Source organism: Rhizobium rhododendri, assembly GCF_007000325.2.
Lineage (GTDB): Bacteria > Pseudomonadota > Alphaproteobacteria > Rhizobiales > Rhizobiaceae > Rhizobium > Rhizobium rhododendri.
This window is the reverse complement of record NZ_CP117267.1, coordinates 3,157,166-3,174,891: the sequence shown is the minus strand read 5'-3', so window position 1 is coordinate 3,174,891 and position 17,726 is coordinate 3,157,166. Positions and strand designations below refer to the sequence as shown.

Annotated in this window: 16 protein-coding genes, 1 tRNA gene and 1 pseudogene; 7 read left to right on the top strand and 11 right to left on the bottom strand. The window is 60.9% G+C overall.

All coding sequences use genetic code 11. The annotated features are described in order from the left end of the window. Positions 1 to 196: 196 nt before the first annotated feature. From PR018_RS15395 to rplU, 8 genes are all read right to left on the bottom strand, one after another. A complete protein-coding gene (locus tag PR018_RS15395; RefSeq protein ID WP_142824846.1) occupies positions 197 to 787 on the bottom strand; it encodes a nicotinate-nucleotide adenylyltransferase in 591 nt (196 codons plus the stop codon). Positions 788 to 824: 37 nt separating this feature from the next. Beyond that, positions 825 to 2,108, bottom strand: coding sequence for a glutamate-5-semialdehyde dehydrogenase (locus tag PR018_RS15390; RefSeq protein ID WP_142824519.1), 1,284 nt, complete (start codon positions 2,106 to 2,108; stop codon positions 825 to 827). Continuing rightward, positions 2,101 to 3,267 carry a glutamate 5-kinase gene (proB, locus tag PR018_RS15385; protein ID WP_142824520.1) on the bottom strand — a complete coding sequence of 389 codons (1,167 nt, stop codon included), beginning with the start codon at positions 3,265 to 3,267 and terminating at the stop codon, positions 2,101 to 2,103. Before proB ends, PR018_RS15390 begins: the two co-directional genes overlap by 8 nt. Next, positions 3,264 to 4,358 carry a GTPase ObgE gene (gene obgE, locus PR018_RS15380; protein WP_142824521.1) on the bottom strand — a complete coding sequence of 365 codons (1,095 nt, stop codon included), beginning with the start codon at positions 4,356 to 4,358 and terminating at the stop codon, positions 3,264 to 3,266. Before obgE ends, proB begins: the two co-directional genes overlap by 4 nt. Positions 4,359 to 4,552: 194 nt before the next feature. Then, on the bottom strand, positions 4,553 to 5,149 hold the full coding sequence (locus PR018_RS15375) for a GNAT family N-acetyltransferase (protein ID WP_142824522.1): 597 nt from the start codon (positions 5,147 to 5,149) through the stop codon (positions 4,553 to 4,555). After that, the gene (locus tag PR018_RS15370) at positions 5,146 to 5,781 is read right to left on the bottom strand and encodes a GNAT family N-acetyltransferase (RefSeq protein ID WP_142824523.1); all 636 of its coding nucleotides are present in this window, start codon (positions 5,779 to 5,781) and stop codon (positions 5,146 to 5,148) included. Before PR018_RS15370 ends, PR018_RS15375 begins: the two co-directional genes overlap by 4 nt. A gap of 124 nt (positions 5,782 to 5,905) precedes the next feature. Continuing rightward, a complete protein-coding gene (gene rpmA, locus PR018_RS15365) occupies positions 5,906 to 6,175 on the bottom strand; it encodes a 50S ribosomal protein L27 (RefSeq protein ID WP_142824524.1) in 270 nt (89 codons plus the stop codon). 30 nt (positions 6,176 to 6,205) lie between these two features. Beyond that, positions 6,206 to 6,523 carry a 50S ribosomal protein L21 gene (gene rplU, locus PR018_RS15360; protein ID WP_111222079.1) on the bottom strand — a complete coding sequence of 106 codons (318 nt, stop codon included), beginning with the start codon at positions 6,521 to 6,523 and terminating at the stop codon, positions 6,206 to 6,208. A gap of 293 nt (positions 6,524 to 6,816) precedes the next feature. On the opposite strand from rplU, the gene PR018_RS15355 reads away from it, so the two are divergent. The 3 genes from PR018_RS15355 to PR018_RS15345 all read left to right on the top strand — a co-directional run bounded on the left by PR018_RS15355 (position 6,817) and on the right by PR018_RS15345 (position 8,639). Then, positions 6,817 to 6,906, top strand: a tRNA-Ser gene (locus PR018_RS15355). Positions 6,907 to 7,071: 165 nt separating this feature from the next. Then, complete coding sequence (locus PR018_RS15350; protein ID WP_142828757.1) at positions 7,072 to 7,809, top strand: HipA family kinase; 738 nt, start codon at positions 7,072 to 7,074, stop codon at positions 7,807 to 7,809. Next, positions 7,806 to 8,639, top strand: coding sequence for a DUF3037 domain-containing protein (locus PR018_RS15345; RefSeq protein WP_142828759.1), 834 nt, complete (start codon positions 7,806 to 7,808; stop codon positions 8,637 to 8,639). The genes PR018_RS15350 and PR018_RS15345 overlap by 4 nt, the downstream gene beginning before the upstream one ends. A gap of 390 nt (positions 8,640 to 9,029) precedes the next feature. Here the strand turns inward: PR018_RS15345 and PR018_RS15340 are convergent, their stop codons facing one another. Together PR018_RS15340 and PR018_RS15335 are read right to left on the bottom strand one after the other, a co-directional pair. Next, positions 9,030 to 10,034: a Tim44 domain-containing protein gene (locus tag PR018_RS15340; protein ID WP_142824553.1), complete on the bottom strand. Its 1,005-nt coding sequence runs from the start codon at positions 10,032 to 10,034 to the stop codon at positions 9,030 to 9,032. Between the two features lie 164 nt (positions 10,035 to 10,198). Next, a complete protein-coding gene (locus PR018_RS15335) occupies positions 10,199 to 12,499 on the bottom strand; it encodes an FdhF/YdeP family oxidoreductase (protein ID WP_142824554.1) in 2,301 nt (766 codons plus the stop codon). A 247-nt stretch (positions 12,500 to 12,746) separates the two neighbouring features. Here PR018_RS15335 and PR018_RS15330 point away from each other — a divergent pair. Together PR018_RS15330 and PR018_RS15325 are read left to right on the top strand one after the other, a co-directional pair. After that, positions 12,747 to 12,938, top strand: a pseudogene (locus tag PR018_RS15330) (cold-shock protein); the annotation flags it as partial. Between the two features lie 212 nt (positions 12,939 to 13,150). Continuing rightward, positions 13,151 to 13,651 carry a regulatory protein RecX gene (locus PR018_RS15325; protein ID WP_224127913.1) on the top strand — a complete coding sequence of 167 codons (501 nt, stop codon included), beginning with the start codon at positions 13,151 to 13,153 and terminating at the stop codon, positions 13,649 to 13,651. A gap of 22 nt (positions 13,652 to 13,673) precedes the next feature. Here the strand turns inward: PR018_RS15325 and PR018_RS15320 are convergent, their stop codons facing one another. Beyond that, complete coding sequence (locus PR018_RS15320) at positions 13,674 to 13,949, bottom strand: hypothetical protein (RefSeq protein WP_142824557.1); 276 nt, start codon at positions 13,947 to 13,949, stop codon at positions 13,674 to 13,676. Between the two features lie 317 nt (positions 13,950 to 14,266). Between PR018_RS15320 and PR018_RS15315 the strand changes: the two genes are divergently transcribed. Both PR018_RS15315 and PR018_RS15310 read left to right on the top strand, forming a co-directional pair. Next, positions 14,267 to 16,489, top strand: coding sequence for a cation:proton antiporter domain-containing protein (locus PR018_RS15315; RefSeq protein ID WP_142824558.1), 2,223 nt, complete (start codon positions 14,267 to 14,269; stop codon positions 16,487 to 16,489). Between the two features lie 82 nt (positions 16,490 to 16,571). Beyond that, positions 16,572 to 17,726, top strand: coding sequence for an HlyD family secretion protein (locus PR018_RS15310; protein WP_224127850.1), 1,155 nt, complete (start codon positions 16,572 to 16,574; stop codon positions 17,724 to 17,726).

Sequence of the window (17,726 nt, the reverse complement as noted above, 5' to 3'; positions counted from 1 at the left end):
GTTGCGATATCAACGATTTTACTTCTCGACAGCTGTGCTAGATTTAACTCATCGAACGGCGCACTCCTCCTCCCAGCGCCATTCGATTTTGGATCGATGACACTCCTCCTCCCGGTTGTCGATCAGTTTTGATAGGCCCGACGGATCTCCTCCCCCGTCGGGCTTTTCATTTTTGAGGATTTCAAATTTCGGAAATTCAGGTTTTCTGCTGCTCTTCGCGGAGAGCGGTCGAGCTCAGCGTCGAGCGCGGACCGTGGATGAATGTCCAGGCCGGTGCACGCTTCTTCCACAGCACCCTTGCGTCGTCTTCGTCGACACGGGCGTAGTGAAAGGTCTTCGCCATCTTTGCCGACAGGTGCGAGAGCGTCGAACCCGGCCGATCGATCACGGCGATCGGGAAAGTATTGGCGATGGTCTGCCACTTCTGCCATTTGTGGAACGTGTTCAGGCTATCGGCGCCCATGATCCAGATGAAATGCACGTGGCTGTTCAGCGCCTTGACGCGGGCCAGCGTATCGGCCGTATAGCGCATGTTGAGCGCCTGCTCGAAGCCGGTCACCTTGATGCGGGGATCGATCGCAATCTTTTCGCTGAGTGCGATGCGCTCTGCCATCGGGGCGAGCTGATTGGTATTCTTCAAAGGGTTGCCGGGCGTCACCATCCACCAGAGCTGGTCGAGGCCCAGCCGGCGGATGGCAATTTCTGCAACCAGCACATGGCCGGGGTGCGGCGGATTGAAGGAGCCGCCGAACAGGCCGACGACCATTCCGCGCTCGGCATGGGGCATACGAAGATAGTGGGCGTCGATCCTGTCTGCTGTCACATCAGGGCCGTATCTGTCCGCTGCCGCGTACCCGGTATTTGAACGACGTCAGTTGTTCGACGCCGACAGGTCCGCGCGCATGCATCTTTCCGGTGGCAATGCCGATTTCCGCGCCCATGCCGAACTCACCGCCATCGGCAAATTGCGTCGACGCGTTGTGCAGCAGGATTGCTGAATCCACCTCCGTGAAGAAGCGCCCCACCACTTCGGGGTCTTCAGCAATGACAGCCTCGGTGTGATTGGATGAATAGCGGGCTATATGTTCGATAGCGCCCGAGATGCCATCAACCATAGCAATCGATATAATGGCATCGAGATACTCCGTCGACCAATCCTCCTCGGTGGCAGCCTTCAATGCGGGGATAGCATGAAGCACGTCGGCCGATCCGCGAACTTCGCAGCCGGCCGCCGCAAGAGCGTCGACGAGCGGCTTGAGGTGGGTTGCCGCTGCCGCCCGGTCGACAAGCAGCGTCTCGGCCGCGCCACACACGCCAGTACGGCGCATCTTGGCGTTGACGACAATCTGCTTTGCCATTTCCAGTTTCGCAGACGCATCGATGTAGATGTGGCAGATACCCTCGAGGTGGGCAAAGACCGGAACGCGGGCCTCGCTTTGCACCCGCGCCACGAGGCTTTTGCCGCCGCGCGGGACGATGACGTCGATATTTCCATCGAGCCCGGACAGCATTGCGCCGACGGCTGCCCGATCGGTAACCGGGACAAGTTGGATCGCGTATTCCGGCAAGCCTGCCGCCTTCAATCCCTCGACGAGGCAGGCATGGATTGCCTGCGAGGAACGGCGCGAATCGCTGCCGCAGCGCAGAATGGCGACATTGCCGGCTTTCAGGCAGAGTGCACCAGCATCGGCGGTAACGTTGGGGCGGCTTTCGAAGATGACGCCGATGACGCCGAGCGGCGTGCGGACGCGCTCGATCTGCAGCCCGTTCGGGCGTTCCCAGGCGGCAATGACTTCGCCGACCGGATCGGCCAGTGCGGCAATCGTGCGGATGCCGTCGGCCATGGCGTCGATGCGTGCCTCGGTCAGCGTCAACCTGTCGATCGACGATGCGAGCATGCCGGTGCCTTCCACGTCGCCAAGATCCCTGGCATTCTCAGCCAATATGTGGTCCCGCTTTGAAAGAATGGCATCCGCCATGGCATTGAGGGCGCGGGTTTTCGATTGAGCAGAGGCAAACGACAGCGGACGCGCCGCAGCGCGGGCCCGGCGACCGATTTCATCCATCAGCCGGTCGATATCAGGGCTGGCTGCTACGTGATCAAGCATGCGCCTCGTCCTTTCGGCTTGCTGTGCCTTGCGTTCCCGACGCCGTCATTACCAGATCGTCGCGGTGAACCATGGCGGCGCGGCCGGCATAGCCGAGAATGGCCTCGATCTCCGCCGACTTGCGGCCGGTAATCTGCCGTGCCTCTTCGGCATCGTAGCCGGCAAGGCCACGGCCGATCTCGCGGCCGGCGGGACCGATGACGGCGACGGTATCGCCGCGTCCGAAGTGACCGATCACGGAGCGCACGCCAGCAGGCAGCAAGCTCTTGCCTGCACCGAGCGCGGTGACGGCGCCGGCATCGACATGCAGTTCGCCTGCCGGCTGCAGCTGCCCGGCAATCCAGGTCTTGCGCGCTGTGACCGGTGTGCCAGAGGGCGCAAACCAGGAGGAGCGGGCACCTTGGTCGATGGCGGAAAGAGGCCGGTCAGTCTTGCCAGATGCAATGATCATGGCGCAGCCGGCACCGGTGGCGATCTTGCCGGCATCGATCTTGGTGCGCATGCCGCCGCGTGATAGTTCCGAGGCAGCGCCGCCGGCCATCGCCTCGATTTCGGGCGTGATTTCAGCAATCGTGTGGAGGAACCGGGCATTTGGGTCGAGGTGAGGCGGGGCGGTGTAGAGGCCGTCGATATCGGACAACAGGATCAGCAGGTCTGCGCCGGTCATGGTGGCGACGCGCGCGGCCAGCCGGTCGTTGTCGCCATAGCGGATTTCGCTGGTGGCGACCGTGTCGTTCTCATTGATGATCGGTACCGCACCGAGTTTCAGGAGCTGGCTGATGGTGGCGCGGGCATTGAGATAGCGGCGTCGCTCCTCGGTGTCGCCAAGCGTCAGCAGGATCTGGCCGGCAACGATGTCGTCACGGGAAAGGCTTCCCGACCAGGCGCGGGCGAGCGCAATCTGCCCGACCGCCGCAGCCGCCTGGCTCTCCTCGAGCTTCAGCGCGCCGCTGGCAAGATCGAGCACGGAGCGGCCGAGCGCGATGGCTCCCGAGGAGACGACAAGGACATCGACGCCCTTTGCCTTCAGCGCGGCGATGTCGGCGCAGATCGCATCGAGCCAGGCCTTCTTCAACCCGGTGCCGCGGTCGACCAGCAGCGCCGAGCCGATCTTGATGACGATTCGCCGGTAGCGGTCGAGCGGTTGTCGGGCTGTCATCCCTCGCGCTCCTCGTCCCCGCTTTCGTTGGCTTCATCCGCGACCAGGTCGACCGTATCCCGGTGGCGGTTTTTCAGCGCCTTCATCGGCTTGTCTTCGGTTTCGCCGATAGCGATGATGTCGCGCAGCGCGCGCAAAAGGTCCGTCATGCCTTTGCCGGTGATCGCCGAAATCTGGTACGGCGTGTGACCGCAGGCGCGGGCAAGCTCCTTCGTTTTCTTCTTCAGTTCCGCATCGTCGAGAATGTCGACCTGCGACAGGGCGACGATTTCCAGCTTTTCGCCCAGCTCCTCATCATAGGCCTCGAGCTCGTGGCGGACTGTCTTGTAGGCCTTGCCGACCTTTTCTTCCTGGGCGGAGACCAGGTGCAGCAGCACGCGGGTGCGCTCGACATGGCCGAGGAAACGGTCGCCGATGCCGACGCCCTCATGGGCGCCTTCGATCAGGCCCGGAATGTCGGCTAGAATGAATTCCGTGCCGTCGACGGTTGCGACACCGAGGTTGGGATGCAGCGTGGTGAAGGGGTAATTGGCAATCTTCGGGCGGGCACGCGTAACTGCGCCGAGGAAGGTCGACTTGCCGGCATTCGGCATGCCGACGAGGCCTGCATCGGCGATCAGCTTCAGCCGCAGCCAGATGGTCTTTTCCTCGCCCTCGAGACCAGGATTGGCCCAATCCGGCGACTGGTTGGTAGAGGATTTGAAATGGGCATTGCCGAAGCCGCCATTACCGCCGGCGGCGATGCGGAAGCGCTGGCCTTCGAAGGTCAGGTCGCAGATCATCGTCTCGGCGTCTTCCTCGAAGACCTGCGTGCCCACCGGCACCTTCAGCGTGACGTGCTCGCCGTTTGCACCGGTGCGGTTGCGGCCCATGCCATGGGTACCGATCTGCGCCTTGAAATGCTGCTGGAAACGAAAATCGATCAGCGTATTCAAGCCGTTGACCGCCTCGACCCAGACGTCGCCACCGCGTCCGCCGTCGCCGCCGTCGGGGCCGCCGAACTCGATGAATTTTTCCCGGCGGAATGAGACGCTGCCGCCACCGCCGTCGCCGGAGCGGATGTAGACTTTTGCTTCGTCAAGAAATTTCATCGTATTCTTCGCTATTCGGTCAGTTTGCGCCCGTCATGCCGCCTTCGATATAGGCGGTTCTGCCGGAGGTCAAAGATTATCGTCATCTGCAGCAGCTATAGCATAGCCGCCTGCGGGGGTCTTGCTGTCTGGTCTATAAGAAGCCGCCGCCGGCGAACCGGCGACGGTTTTGTCTATGTCAGGCTCTGTCTGCGTCAGGCACTGGCACTAGCGCTGGTGCGCAGATCGCCCGGCAACAGCAGGGTTTCGACGTGCGGAACCATGGTGCTGCGGGCAAAGCTGAAGACTTCCGCGCAACCGGTGATGCGGAAGCCGAGTTTCTCCTGCAGCTTCAGCGACGCCGGATTGTCGACGAAAACACCGGAATGGATGTCTTCGCCTGGCATCCGCCGGCTGAAGCGTTCCAGCGCGGCTGCCACAGCCTCGCCCATGAACCCGCGCCGCCAGTAGTAGCGGTTCAGCCAGTAGCCGACGTGCCAGCGATCGTGGCGCAGTTCGATGCCGACCGTGCCGATGTGGACATCGTCATCGCCCTCGGTAATCGCCAGCGCCCAGTCCGCGAGCAGACCGGAGGCTCGCGGCACCAGCCAGTCGAGCGCGTCCTGCCGGTGGTAAGGGACCGGCACACGCGCCAGCATGCGGGTGACCGCGAAATCCGACAGAGATCCCGTAATCGCGTCAGCGTCGCCAAGGCGATGCGGCCGCAGTGTCAGCCGGGCGGTGCGGATAACCGGTTCCGGGCCGGGTGCCGCGATCTGCTGCGACCGGCGCGAGAGGACAGCGGCGTTCATCTCAGTGCCCCCCAGCTGCGCAACGACATCCAGGTGCGGCGATCCAGCCGGAACCATTCGACGGAGACCGTGCTGCCAAGCGCCAGGGACGCTGCCAGCCCGGCGCCCTGGAACTGGAACCCGCACTTGTGGATCACCCGACGAGAGGCGACGTTGGTGACCCGGCAGCGGGCATCGATCTGGTCGACCTCAGGCCGCGTGCGGAACACCATGTCTATCAGCGCGTGAGCCGCTTCCGTCATGAAGCCCTGGTTCCAGTAGGGCTCGCCCAGCCAGTAGCCGATTTCGACAGTCGTCGGATCCTGGCCCGGTTCTATGCCGCAACAGCCGAGAAAGGCGCCGTTTTCCATTTTGGTGATCGCATAGAGGCACTTGCCAATCTCGCCAGACGTCGTGCGGCGCACAAAATCGGCGGCGTCCCGGGTCGTATACGGGTGCTGCATGCGCGAGACCATGGTGGCGACATTGGCGTTATTGGCGAGATGGGCAAGGGCTTCGATGTCGTCTTTGTGGGGCGCGCGCAGAACGAGCCGCTCCGATAACAAGACGGGGCAATCGGGTCTTAACCTCTCCGGCCTCAACCGGTCTTCGGGCGACCGCGATTGGTCCTCCCTTAACAGTTCGCTTTGCATCGTTCAGTCCTCCTTGTGGGAAAAGAAAAAAGGGAGATGGCGCCCCATCTCCCCGTTTTCAAAGACTGAACCTGATGCGGTCAGCCGGGTCGATGAGACGCCGGCTGCTTAAACGCTTCCGGCTTTATTCTGCTGCTTCGGCTTTCGGCATCACGGATACGTACACGCGGCCATTGGCCTTGGTGCGATAGGCGACGTTACCGGGAGTGAGCGCGAAGATCGTGTGGTCCTTGCCGAGGCCGACATTGGCGCCCGGATGCCACTGCGTGCCACGCTGGCGCAGAATGATATTACCTGCAATCACAGCTTCGCCGCCGAACTTCTTCACGCCGAGACGCTTGGATTCGGAATCACGACCGTTGCGCGACGAACCGCCTGCTTTTTTATGTGCCATGGGATTTCTCCTTTAAACCTGTCCGTGATCTTAAACGGCAGCGACGATGTCGGTGATGCGGACAACCGTGTGATGCTGACGATGACCGCGCGAACGCTTGGAATTCTGACGACGACGCTTCTTGAAGGCGATGACCTTGCGGGCGCGGTTGTGTTCGACAACCTCAGCCTTGACGGTTGCGCCGACAACGAAGGGCGCGCCGATGGAAGCGTCGGCGCCGACGCCGATCATCAGGACTTCGTTAAATTCTACGATATCGCCGGCGATGACGTCGAGCTTCTCGATGGTCAGCACGTCGTTTGCTGCCACACGGTACTGCTTACCGCCGGTCTTGATGACTGCGAACATTGGTTATCCTTTCATGTTCGTTCCGGCTCTCCCGCTTTGGGGGCCGTCTTTTTATCAGTCGACATTGAGCAGGCGAGGCGGGCCTTGTGCCCGAACCGGCCTGCCGGTGATGCTTGCGCGGAACGCGGAAGCGCAAAGGGAGCGGACTTCTCCGCACCTATTGGATCGGGCACATACGCGAGGGGTCAAATTGTGTCAAGGCAAAAGGGTGAAAAGCTTCGACTTTCACCCTTGCCATCCGGACTTTCTATCGGTAAGAGGACGGCGCGCTTCACAGCGTCAACCGGTTCCGCGGAGAGGTGGCAGAGTGGTTGAATGTACCGCACTCGAAATGCGGCGTGCCTGCAAGGGCACCGTGGGTTCAAATCCCACCCTCTCCGCCATTTTGAACGTGGGGCCGTAAGGCTTCCCTCCCAATCCGCTGATTTTAGCTATATTCGATGCCAGTTTAAAATTGGCTAGGGCCACACTCTCGGCACGTCCTCGCTCTTGGACTTCGATTTACGGTGTGATCTAAGGCATGCTACAAGTGGTATGCGTGGGGACCGATGCCGATCGAAATCGACGAAGTGCTGAGACGCTCTGAGCAGGGTTCTACGGAGCCCTATATTTGCCGCGGTTCCGACGGCAAAATCTACTTTGTTAAAGGCACAGGGGCTGGCTACGCCTCGCTTGTAAAAGAATGGATTGCTGGTCACCTAGCGCGACAACTGGGTTTGCCGATACCTCCATTTTGCATAGTAACGGTGCCGCAGGAACTTTACGAAGCAGGCCGGCACGGGGCCTTAAGTGCCTTGGGAGCTGGCTTGCTCTTCGGCTCGGAGAATATTGAGAATGCGACGGAGATGTCTTTCATCAACGTCCAGCACGCGCCGACGGACCTAAAGCGCGATATCGCGGCCTTCGACTGGTGGGTTAAAAACGGCGACCGCACGCTAACTGATGCTGGCGGCAATCCCAATCTCCTTTGGTCAGAGACAGCTCATCGGCTTGTTGTCATCGATCATAATCTAGCTTTCGATGAAGAGGTAACGCTTCATTCACAGCTTGAAAGTCATATTTTCCGTAGTTCTCTGTCGGATATTTGCGACCAGGAGGATCTACAGGGCCATTACAATGCAAGGTTTGAGAAGGCTTTGACAGGATTGCCCAAGATCCTTGGTGACATCCCAGAACGGTGGCACTATGTAGACGACGCCTGCACGGTCGATATTAACTTGTCGCTCGATCGTGTCGAAAACACACTGAAGCGACATAGAGTGCCGGCGTTTTGGGAACGAACATGAAAAAGCAAGCTGTGAGCTATGCGATAGTCCGTTTCCAGCCGCACGTCGAAACGGAAGAATTCGCCAACATCGGTATCGTGATCGTCGCGCCGCGCATGAGCTTTCTGGACTTTAGGCTTGAGACCAGGCGCCTGGGTAGGTTGACAAACTTCTTCGACACCGTCGAGGCAGTTACTATTCGCAGTGTCCTGAAAAGCTATTACACTGAGTTGAAGCGTATCAGGGATCTCGCCGGTCATACGGGTAACGGGCAGAGTAGGTTCGAGTTCGATCTGAACGACAACGCCGAGCATCTTTTTCACGCTTTGACTAAGGATCGCGAGGGGGTAATCCGATTCAGCGACGTTCGCTTCGCAATGACTGATAATCCCAAGGCTAAGCTCGATGAATTGTTTGACTACTATGTCAGACGGAACTTCGCCGGCTCGGTTTATCGTGAAGGGTTACTAGAAAAGCACGTCCGAGGGATTTTAAAACTGCGCGATATTGGCCGTAGTTTCAAGCCTATGGCGTTTTCGGACGGAATATACTCCGCAAAGTTCCCGTTTGTGGAAATCGTCCAGGATACGCCGCTGAAGGTATTGAAGCCGATATATCTCGGTCAAGACGAACCGACACGCATTCTGGACCATGGAAACAAATGGGCTTTCACGATCAATCGCTTGAAGAAAGTCCTGCCGCCGGAGGTGGTTTTCGCGGTGGAAGGGCCTAGCGGCGATTCGCCGCGCCAAAGGGCGTTTCGCGAATCTATCGAGCAATTCAAGGCGAACAATATCACGGTTGTCGATGGTAGGAATGACAGTGAGCTTCTGAGCGCTGTGGAGCGATGAACTTTCTTCTTTGGAAAGGCAGACATCCGGCGCATAACTTGGCGCCTGTGAGAGCTAGCTGCAGATATTGTGATTTTGCGAATTAGGATCTTTGGATCGGGAGAAGAATTACCCCAAAGCTTTCAATGTGACCGGAAAACCGCACTCGAAATCCGGCGTGCCTGCAAGGGCACCGTGGGTTCAAATCCCACCCTCTCCGCCAATTCCTGATTTGGATTCCGCCATCTTTAGCGGCTATCTGCGGTAGCTCGCATTATTTTCCAGTTTTTTTGCTGATGTGCTCACTAAAGAGATTGGCGTGTGTCACTCACAGGCCATTGCACGTTATCGCAATTTTCTGCCGATGCTCATGCGGCCGGGATTGATCCCCGGCCGCGATCGCAGTTCGCCTTAGTGCCTTGCAGGCTCAGTGCCCTGGATGGCGGAGAGGAGCCATTCGGTGCCGGGTTTGCGGGTGAAGGTCCAGAGTTCGGTGGATTCGCTCGGGTTGCGGTCGTCGCCGTCGACGAGCTTGCCGCTGTTGCGGTCGACCATGGCGTCGATGCTGGAATAGCGCATGGCGAGGGTCGCATAGTCGACACCATTTTCGCGCCATGCTTCGGATACGTCGCCCTGCAGCAATTTCACCTGCGATACAGTGTTGCGGACGCCGTTGGTGGCGTTTTCGCCAAGTTCTTCGGCCAGATAGGACATCGCTTCAGGCGTCGTCAGGGCGCGGATGGCGCCATAGTCCTCGGCGCCGTAGGCGGTCTGGATCTTGGTCAGCAGGGCCTCGAAGCGGCTGTAGTCGGTTGGCGACAGGCCGATTTCGTCGCTCGGCTTGGCCGAGGTCTTCGGCGCGGCGTTGCCGGAACCGTAGCCTGAAGCTGAGCCGCCCAAGGTCGGAATGCGGAAGGACGGCGTCATTGGCGACGGGCCGGCATAGGCGTTGCCTGCCGACGGTGAGGCTGCACCCTGCCGGCGATTGGCGAAGAAGCGCATCGCAAGCATAATCAGGCCGCCCACGATGGCGATCTGCAGAAGCATACCGAGGAAGCCGGCAGCACCGCCAAAGCCGTGGCCGAGGAACATGCCGAGCAGGCCGCCGATGGCAAGGCCGCCGAGCAGCGAGCGGCCGAAGCCACCGAACATTCCGCCGGTGCGGGGCGCGTTGACGCCAGGCTGCGGCTGAAATTGCGGCGAGGTCTGGGGTGTCATCGAGCGCTCGATCGGCGCGGCAGTGGTCGGGGCCGTGCTGGTGGCTGGCGGCGCCGTATAGGTGCGGGTGCCTCTGCTTCCGAAGCTCATGCCGCCGCCGGCGCGCCGGGCATCCGCATCACCGATGGTAGCAAAGACGCTGGCCGCTGAAACGACGGCGATAAGAGCGAATTTGGCGAAACGCGAGGCAGCGGACATTGCTTCTCCTATGAGGCACGGAACTGTGACGTTCCTCATATAGGGACTGCAGATCACAGTTTTAAGCTCTCCCGGCGATTCTCCTTGCGGGGATCTTTTTGTGACTTCCATCCCCACTGTCCCCTGCTGCGGGCCAGTCGGGATGGAAAGCCTTGCCCGTGTGGTCAGACGGCGCGACGCACCTCGACCGGCACCCCCTTATAGGCCGGAGTACCGGACTTCCGGTCGTAATGGCCAAGCGCGATGACGCTGTTCATTTCCGGGTAATAGCCGGCCACCGAGCCCTTGGGGATATCGTAGGTGACGACGGTAAAGCCACGCACCGTCTTGCCGGCCGACGGGCTTTCGTTCGGATAGGGGGCCGCGATAATATCGATCTTGTCGCCTTCCGTGAGGCCACGTGCGGAAAGGTCGTCCTTGTTCATGAAGACGACATCCCGCCTGCCGAACACACCGCGATAGCGGTCGTTCATGCCGTAGATGGTGGTGTTGTACTGGTCGTGGCTGCGCAGGGTCGTCAGCACCAGCACGCTATCGCTGGACAGGCGCGGATCCTCATCGACGCCGGGGGCAACGAGGAAGGTTGCCTTGCCGCTTTCGGTCTTCCATTGGCGATAGCTTGCTGGAATGTCGAGGCGAAAGCCGCCCTTGACGCGGACGCGGGCGTTGAAGTCGTGGAAATCCGGGAAGACAATCGCAATCTTGTCGCGGATGCGGTCGTAATTCTCGATCATGCCGTCCCAGTCTATGCCGTAGCGATCTCCGAGGGTCGCCTTTGCCATGCCGGCAACGACGGAGGGTTCGGAGCGCAGGTGCTCGCTTGGTGGATTGAGGAAGCCCCGTGAGGCGTGCACCATGGACATCGAGTCCTCGACGGTCACCGATTGCGGCCCGGATTTCTGGGTGTCGAGGTCGGTACGGCCGAAGACCGGCAGCAGGATCGAGGTCTTTGCCAAGAGCAGATGCGAGCGGTTGAGCTTGGTGGTGATGTGGACCGCCAGATCCAGCTTGCGCATGGCAGCGAAGGTGGCATCGGGATCGGGCATGGCGACGGCCAAGTTGCCGCCGAGGCAGATCAGCGCCTTCGACCTGCCGTCGCGGATTGCCTCGACGGCTTCGACGGCATTGTGCCCCTTGTCCATGGTCGGGCGGAAGCCGAAGGCACGCTCGATGCCGTCGATCAGCGGCTTGGTCGGGATCTCGGTAATACCGACGGTGCGGTCGCCCTGGACGTTGGAATGGCCGCGCAGCGGACAGATGCCGGCGCCCTCCTTGCCGATATTGCCGCGCAGCATCAGGAAGTTGGCGAGTTGCTGGACATTGGCGGTGCCGTTGGCGTGCTGGGTTATGCCCATGCCGTAGCAGAGGATGACCTTTTTGGCATTGAGGTAGACATCGACCGCGCTCTCGAGCGCTGCCCGCGTCAGGCCGGAGCTCTCGAGGATGGTGTCCCAGCTGGTGGCGTCGATATCGGCTTTCAGAGCTTCCAGGCCAACGGTGTGGGTCTCGATGAATTCGCGATCCAGCACGCCCGTTCCGCCGGCGGCGAGGTCTGCGGCATCGCGCTCGAAGATCGATTTCATCAGGCCCTTCAGGGCAGCCAGGTCGCCGCCGGTGCGGACCTGGTGATAGGCGGAGGCGATCGGCGTCGAGGAGAAGGTCGCCATCTCTACCGGGCTTTGTGGCGATGCGAATTTCTCCAGCGCCCGCTCCTTCAGCGGATTGAAGACGATGATCGGTACGCCACGACGGGCTGCCTCATGCAGCGTTCCCATCATGCGGGGGTGGTTGGTGCCGGGATTGTGGCCAAAACTGAAGATCGCGTCGCAGTGGTCGAAATCCTCCAGCGTCACCGTTCCCTTGCCGACGCCGATCGATTTCGGCAGTCCGACGCTGGTCGCCTCATGGCACATGTTCGAGCAGTCGGGGAAATTGTTGGTGCCGTAGGCGCGCACAAAGAGCTGGAACAGGAAGGCAGCCTCGTTCGAGGCGCGGCCCGAGGTGTAGAATTCGGCCATGTGCGGATCAGGCAGCTTGTTCAGTTCGGCGCCGATCAGGCGGTAGGCTTCGTCCCATTCAATCGGCACATAGCGGTCGCTGTCGCGGTCGTAGACCAGCGGATGGGTCAGCCGGCCGGCGCCTTCCAGCTTGTGGTCCGTCCAGTGCCAGAGATCGCTTACGCTGTTGTCGGCAAAGAAGCTGGGACCGACGCGCTTTGCCGTCGATTCCCAAGTGATGGCCTTGGCGCCGTTTTCGCAGAATTCGAACGAGGAGGTGTGTTTCGGGTCCGGCCAGGCGCAACCCGGACAATCGAAGCCATCGGGCTGATTGGCTTTCAGCAACGTCGTCGTGCCTTGCGCCACAACCTGCTGCTGGGAGAGCGTCTTGGCGACGGCGCGTAATGCGCCCCAGCCGCCGGCCGGCGCGTCGTAGGTTTCGATGCCTTCGGGACGCTTCTTGCTCACGGTGCTTCCTCTTCCTCGTCGATGGTTCTACAGGCGATCTCCGCCGTATTCGAAGCATTATAGTTGAGCTCTGACGAAGGACCAGTCACGAAGCGGCGACCGCGCACCCGCAACCGACGTATTTCTTGTGCCGGATAGTAACAATAATCGCGGTTACTCGGGGCTTCAAACGGTCATGGCGTTGAATTTTGCCGGCCGTAGTGCCACTATGGGTTAAATGATTTGCAGCGAATGAGGAAAGCCGGATTTGGCCACGGGCAAGGTGAAATGGTTCAACGTAACCAAGGGCTATGGTTTTATCACGCCGGACGATGGCAGCGCTGATGTCTTCCTGCATTTGCGGAAAATCGAGGAAGCCAAGTTGCCGCCCCTCGAACCCGGCACATCCCTGGAATACACATTGGGCGACAAGAACGGCAAGGTCTTCGCCGAGAACCTGGTGATGATCGCGCCGCCTGCTCCTGTTGCCAAGGTCGAGGCTCCCGTGCAGCAGAAACGCAGCCCTACCCCTGTTGTTGTTCAGGAAATCGATGCCGACGCGGAATTCGAGCGCGAATGGGGTCTGCGGCGATTCTGATCGAATTTCCGAAGGCCAGGGCGCGTCCACCGGAAGTCCCCGAAGAGGACCAGGGTTCAGTCCCAACGCCCCGGATGCTGGCGTGGACGCGCAATGCAACGCTCTCCCGTCTCGAGCGGCGGATGATGACGGAAAAAGAGCTTTCCGAAGCTATCGTCAAAAAAGCCAAGGCGAAATTCGAAGACATCACAGGCGACCAACTGCGTGCAATTTCCGCTGCGGCAGTCGCGTTGGCCTATGAACAGAAGGCGCTGGATGACGGCGCCTATGCCCGCCAGAAGACGGATGCTGCCGTGCGCAACGGCAAGTCGAAGCGGTTCATTGCGCAGACGCTCTCAGCAAAGGGTGTGGATACGGACGTCGCTGCTTCGGCACTCAAGGATACCGACGATCTCTATGCGGCTGTGGTCTTTGCCAGAAAGCGCGCCTTCGGCCCGTACCGGCGGGGAGAGGCCGACGACAAGCGCAAGGCCAAGGAGCTATCGGCGTTCGCCCGTAACGGGTTCGGCTTCACGATCGGCAATGCGGTCTTCGAGATGAGTGCAGACGAAGCCGACGCCATCCTGGCAGGCTGACGGCGTCGCTTCGGACATCTGCTTATTCCTCTTCGCCGGCGCCGGCAGCGTCTTCATCCAGCAGGTTCTGCGCCAGTTCGCTGATGGCGACTTCTGCCTCTTCAAGCGACCAGCCGACGGCCTCGGCGCTTTTCGCCAGGGCCGCCAATGCAGGAGACATGGTGCCGCCGGCAGCGGCGACCACCGTGTTGGACTGGACGCCGGCGATTTCCATGAACGCCTTTTCCAAAGCCTCCTGGCAGTCGATATCCCTGTCGCGATATTTTCCTTCGCGTTGCGGCTTGGCGAGCGGGTTCATCTGGTCTCCGATCCTGTCTGTGCAAGCGCCGATTTAGGCTTCGGGCAGCCTCTATGCAAGGGTGTCTCTCGCGGCTGCGGCTTTGATGCGCGGTTCCGGTCGGCGGGCCGGCGCCGGCAGTCATCAACGCCAGCGGAAGATTACCGGGTTGATTTTTCTGGATACGACCCATCTGCAAGGCTAATGCCAGGGAACGCGGCGTCCCATCCGACGTTGCTGGCAGACATAGCGAGGCTTTCTTATTGATACGTTTCCCCAGATTATCCGACCTCTCCCGAAATCGCATTCTACAGACAGCGGCAGCGGCCTGCTTCTTCATGGCGCCCGCAACTGCATTTGCTGAAGAGGGCGCCAAGGGAGGCGCGTCGGAAAGTCTGTTCCTGATCCAGATCGTCATCCTCGTGGTCGTCGGCCGCCTGCTCGGCGAGGCCATGGTGAGGATCGGCCAGCCATCGATCATGGGGCAGATCATCGGTGGCATCATTCTCGGCCCTTCGATCCTCGGCCAGATCTGGCCAGATGCCCAGGCGCATATCTTCCCGACGTCTCCCGAACAGAAGAGTATGACGGATGCCGTGGCGCAGCTCGGTATCCTGTTCCTGCTGCTGCTGGCCGGTATGGAAACCGATCTCGGGCTCGCCAAGCGGCTGCGGCGGGCAGCCCTCGGCGTGTCGCTGACCGGTATTGCCGTGCCGTTTGCCGCCGGTTTCGCGCTGGGGCAGCTTATCCCCGCAGAGTTCCTCCCGGATGCCAGCAAGCGGCTGGTGACGTCGCTGTTTCTCGGTACTGCGCTATCGATCTCGTCGGTAAAGATCGTCGCCTCCGTCGTTCGCGAGATGGACTTCATGCGCCGGAACATCGGTCAACTGATCGTCGCCTCGGCGATCATTGACGATACGGTCGGCTGGGTGATCATTGCCGTGACCTTCAGCCTGGCGGAAAAGGGTGCCGTCGACCTGCCGACGCTCGCCAAGGCGGTCATCGGCACGCTGGCCTTCATGGCCTTCAGCTTTACCATCGGCCGAAAACTGGTGTTCGAGATCATCCGCTTCACCAATGACCGGTTCCGCAGCGACCTGCCTGTGCTGAGTGCGATCATTGCCATCATGGGCGGCATGGCGATCATCACCAATGCTATCGGCGTCCACACGGTACTTGGCGCTTTCGTGGCCGGTATCCTGGTCGGCGAATCGCCGATACTGACGCGCCAGATCGACGAGCAGCTGCGGGCGCTGACGACGGCGTTGTTCATGCCTGTGTTTTTCGGGCTTACCGGCCTGCATACCGACCTCAGCGTGCTCGGCGATCCCTCGACGCTGATGCTCGCCGTCGGACTGATCGTCATTGCCAGCCTCGGCAAGTTCGGTGGTGCCTTTGCCGGCGCCAAGATCGGCAAGTTTTCGAATGCCGAAGCGCTGGCGCTCGGCTGCGGCATGAACGCGCGCGGCTCGACGGAAGTGATCGTCGCCACTATCGGTCTCTCCGTCGGCGTCCTCGACGAGCGACTGTTCTCGGTCATCGTCGCCATGGCCGTGGTGACGACCATGGCAATGCCGCCGACGCTGCGCTGGGCACTGGCGCGTCTGCCGATGCGCGACGAGGAGCGCGAGCGGCTGAAACAGGAGGAATTCGAGGAGCGCAGCTTCCTGCAGAAATTTGAACGGATCCTGCTGGCGATCGACGTTTCCGCGAGCAGCCATCTGGCCGCGCGCATTGCCGGCCATTTCGCTGCGGTGCGCAAGACACCGGTGACGGTGCTCGACATCATCGGCGAGGAGGCTCCGGCGGCAAAGCCGGAAGCTGCCGGCGATAGCGATCCGAAGGCAGCCGTCGCCCGGGCCGAGGAGGGGGCAGAGCGCGTCAAGGCTGCGGCCGACGACGCGGTGGCAACGACCACCGATCCGCACCAGCCGGAAACTACCGACATCCATATCACTACGAAAATCAAGGATGCCAACCTGCGCAAGATCCTCGGCGAGGGTGCGGAGAAGGGCCACGACCTGTTGTTCATCGGAGTCGAGCCGACGGTCGATACTGCCGGTGGCTTCCACGAGCAACTGTCGGTCATGACATCGGCCTTCAGGGGAACGACGGCGATCGTGTCCTCGCGGGGCGAACTGCCGGTCGACAAGAATTTGCGCATCCTGGTGCCGATCAGCGGCACGGAACGTTCGACGCGCGCCGCCGAGCTTGCTTTCGTCATTGCAAAGGCGACGGAGTGCCAGATTTCGGTGCTTTATATCCGCGAACCGCAGCAGATCCGCTCGCTGCCGCGCGTCAGTGACGCCAGCAATGCCCATGTGGCCGCGTTCAAGAAGATCGACGAGATCGCTCTCTACAACGGGGTCAAGGTCCGCAAGATCGTTCAGGAAGGGGCCGCGCCCGAGCTGTCGATCCTTCGCCATGCGCGCAAGGGCGATTACAACCTCATCGTGCTCGGTGTCAGCCGCAGGGCAGGGGAGCGGCTTTCCTACGGCGCAATTGCCGATACCCTGCTGGAAGCTGCGGACCGGTCCTTCGTGTTTTTCGAAACCGAGTAAGGCGGGTCCGCGGATTCGATTGGGAACCTAATGATTTCGTCGACGTTTGAAGCCCATTCTTCACAATCTCAGGAATGTCACGTTGGACAACAACCCGCACGCTCCGACCAGCCGCGCCGCGAGGCCTGAAGACGCAGTCGAGGACGACGCAGACACGAAGGCCGCAGACGACACAGAGCAGCAGGATGAGGAGAAGAAACCCTCTGTCCTCCGCCGCCATCCGTTCATCGTGCTGCTGGTGATCGTCGCCATCATCCTTTTGGCTATCGGCAGCTACGTTTATTGGCTCATCTACGTGCATCCCTACGAGACGACGGACGACGCCTTTGTAGACGCGCGCAGCTTTTCAGTCGCCGCCAAGGTCTCGGGCTATGTCTCCGAAGTGCCGGTCACCGATAACCAGCACGTCAACGCCGGCGATGTCATCCTGAAGATCGACCCGCGAGACTACCAGATTGCTCTCGATCAGGCGAAAAGCCAGATCGACGTGTCGAATGCTGCGATTGCCAGCGCCGATGCGCAGATTGCCGCCAGCGCGGCATCGATCGACCAGCAGAAGGCGCAGCTTGCGTCGGCAGCGGCAGCCCTGCAATTTGCCAGGGACGAGGCCACCCGGCAGGACCAGCTGCTGAAATCAGGCGCCGGCTCGCAGCAGACCCAGCAGCAGGCAACATCGACCCTGCGCCAGAACGAGGCCAACCTTGCCCAGGCGCAGGCAAGCGTCACCTCTGCGGTCAAGAACAAGGTCGCATCCGAGGCACAGCGCGCCAGCGCCGTCGCCGACCTCCATCAGGCCGAGGCTCAGGTCGAGACAGCCGAGCAAAACCTCAAATATACGACGATCTCGGCTGCTCAGCCCGGCCGCGTCGTCCGTCTCAGCGGCTCAAAAGGCCAATATGTCCAGGCGGCACAGGCCGTCGCCATGTTCGTGCCGGACGAAATCTGGGTCACGGCCAATTTCAAGGAGACCCAGCTTACCGACATGCGTCCGGGCCAGCCGGTGGATGTCACGATCGATGCCTATCCGGATCACGTGCTCAAAGGCAAGGTAGCCTCAGTACAGCCCGGCTCGGGCACCGCCTTCTCGTTGCTGCCGGCTGAAAACGCCACCGGAAACTACGTCAAGGTGACGCAGCGCGTACCGGTCAAGATCCTCGTCGACAGCTGGCCGGCGGATGTCTCGATCGGCCCCGGAATGTCGGTCATTCCGGTCGTCACCGTTCGGCCGAGGCACTGA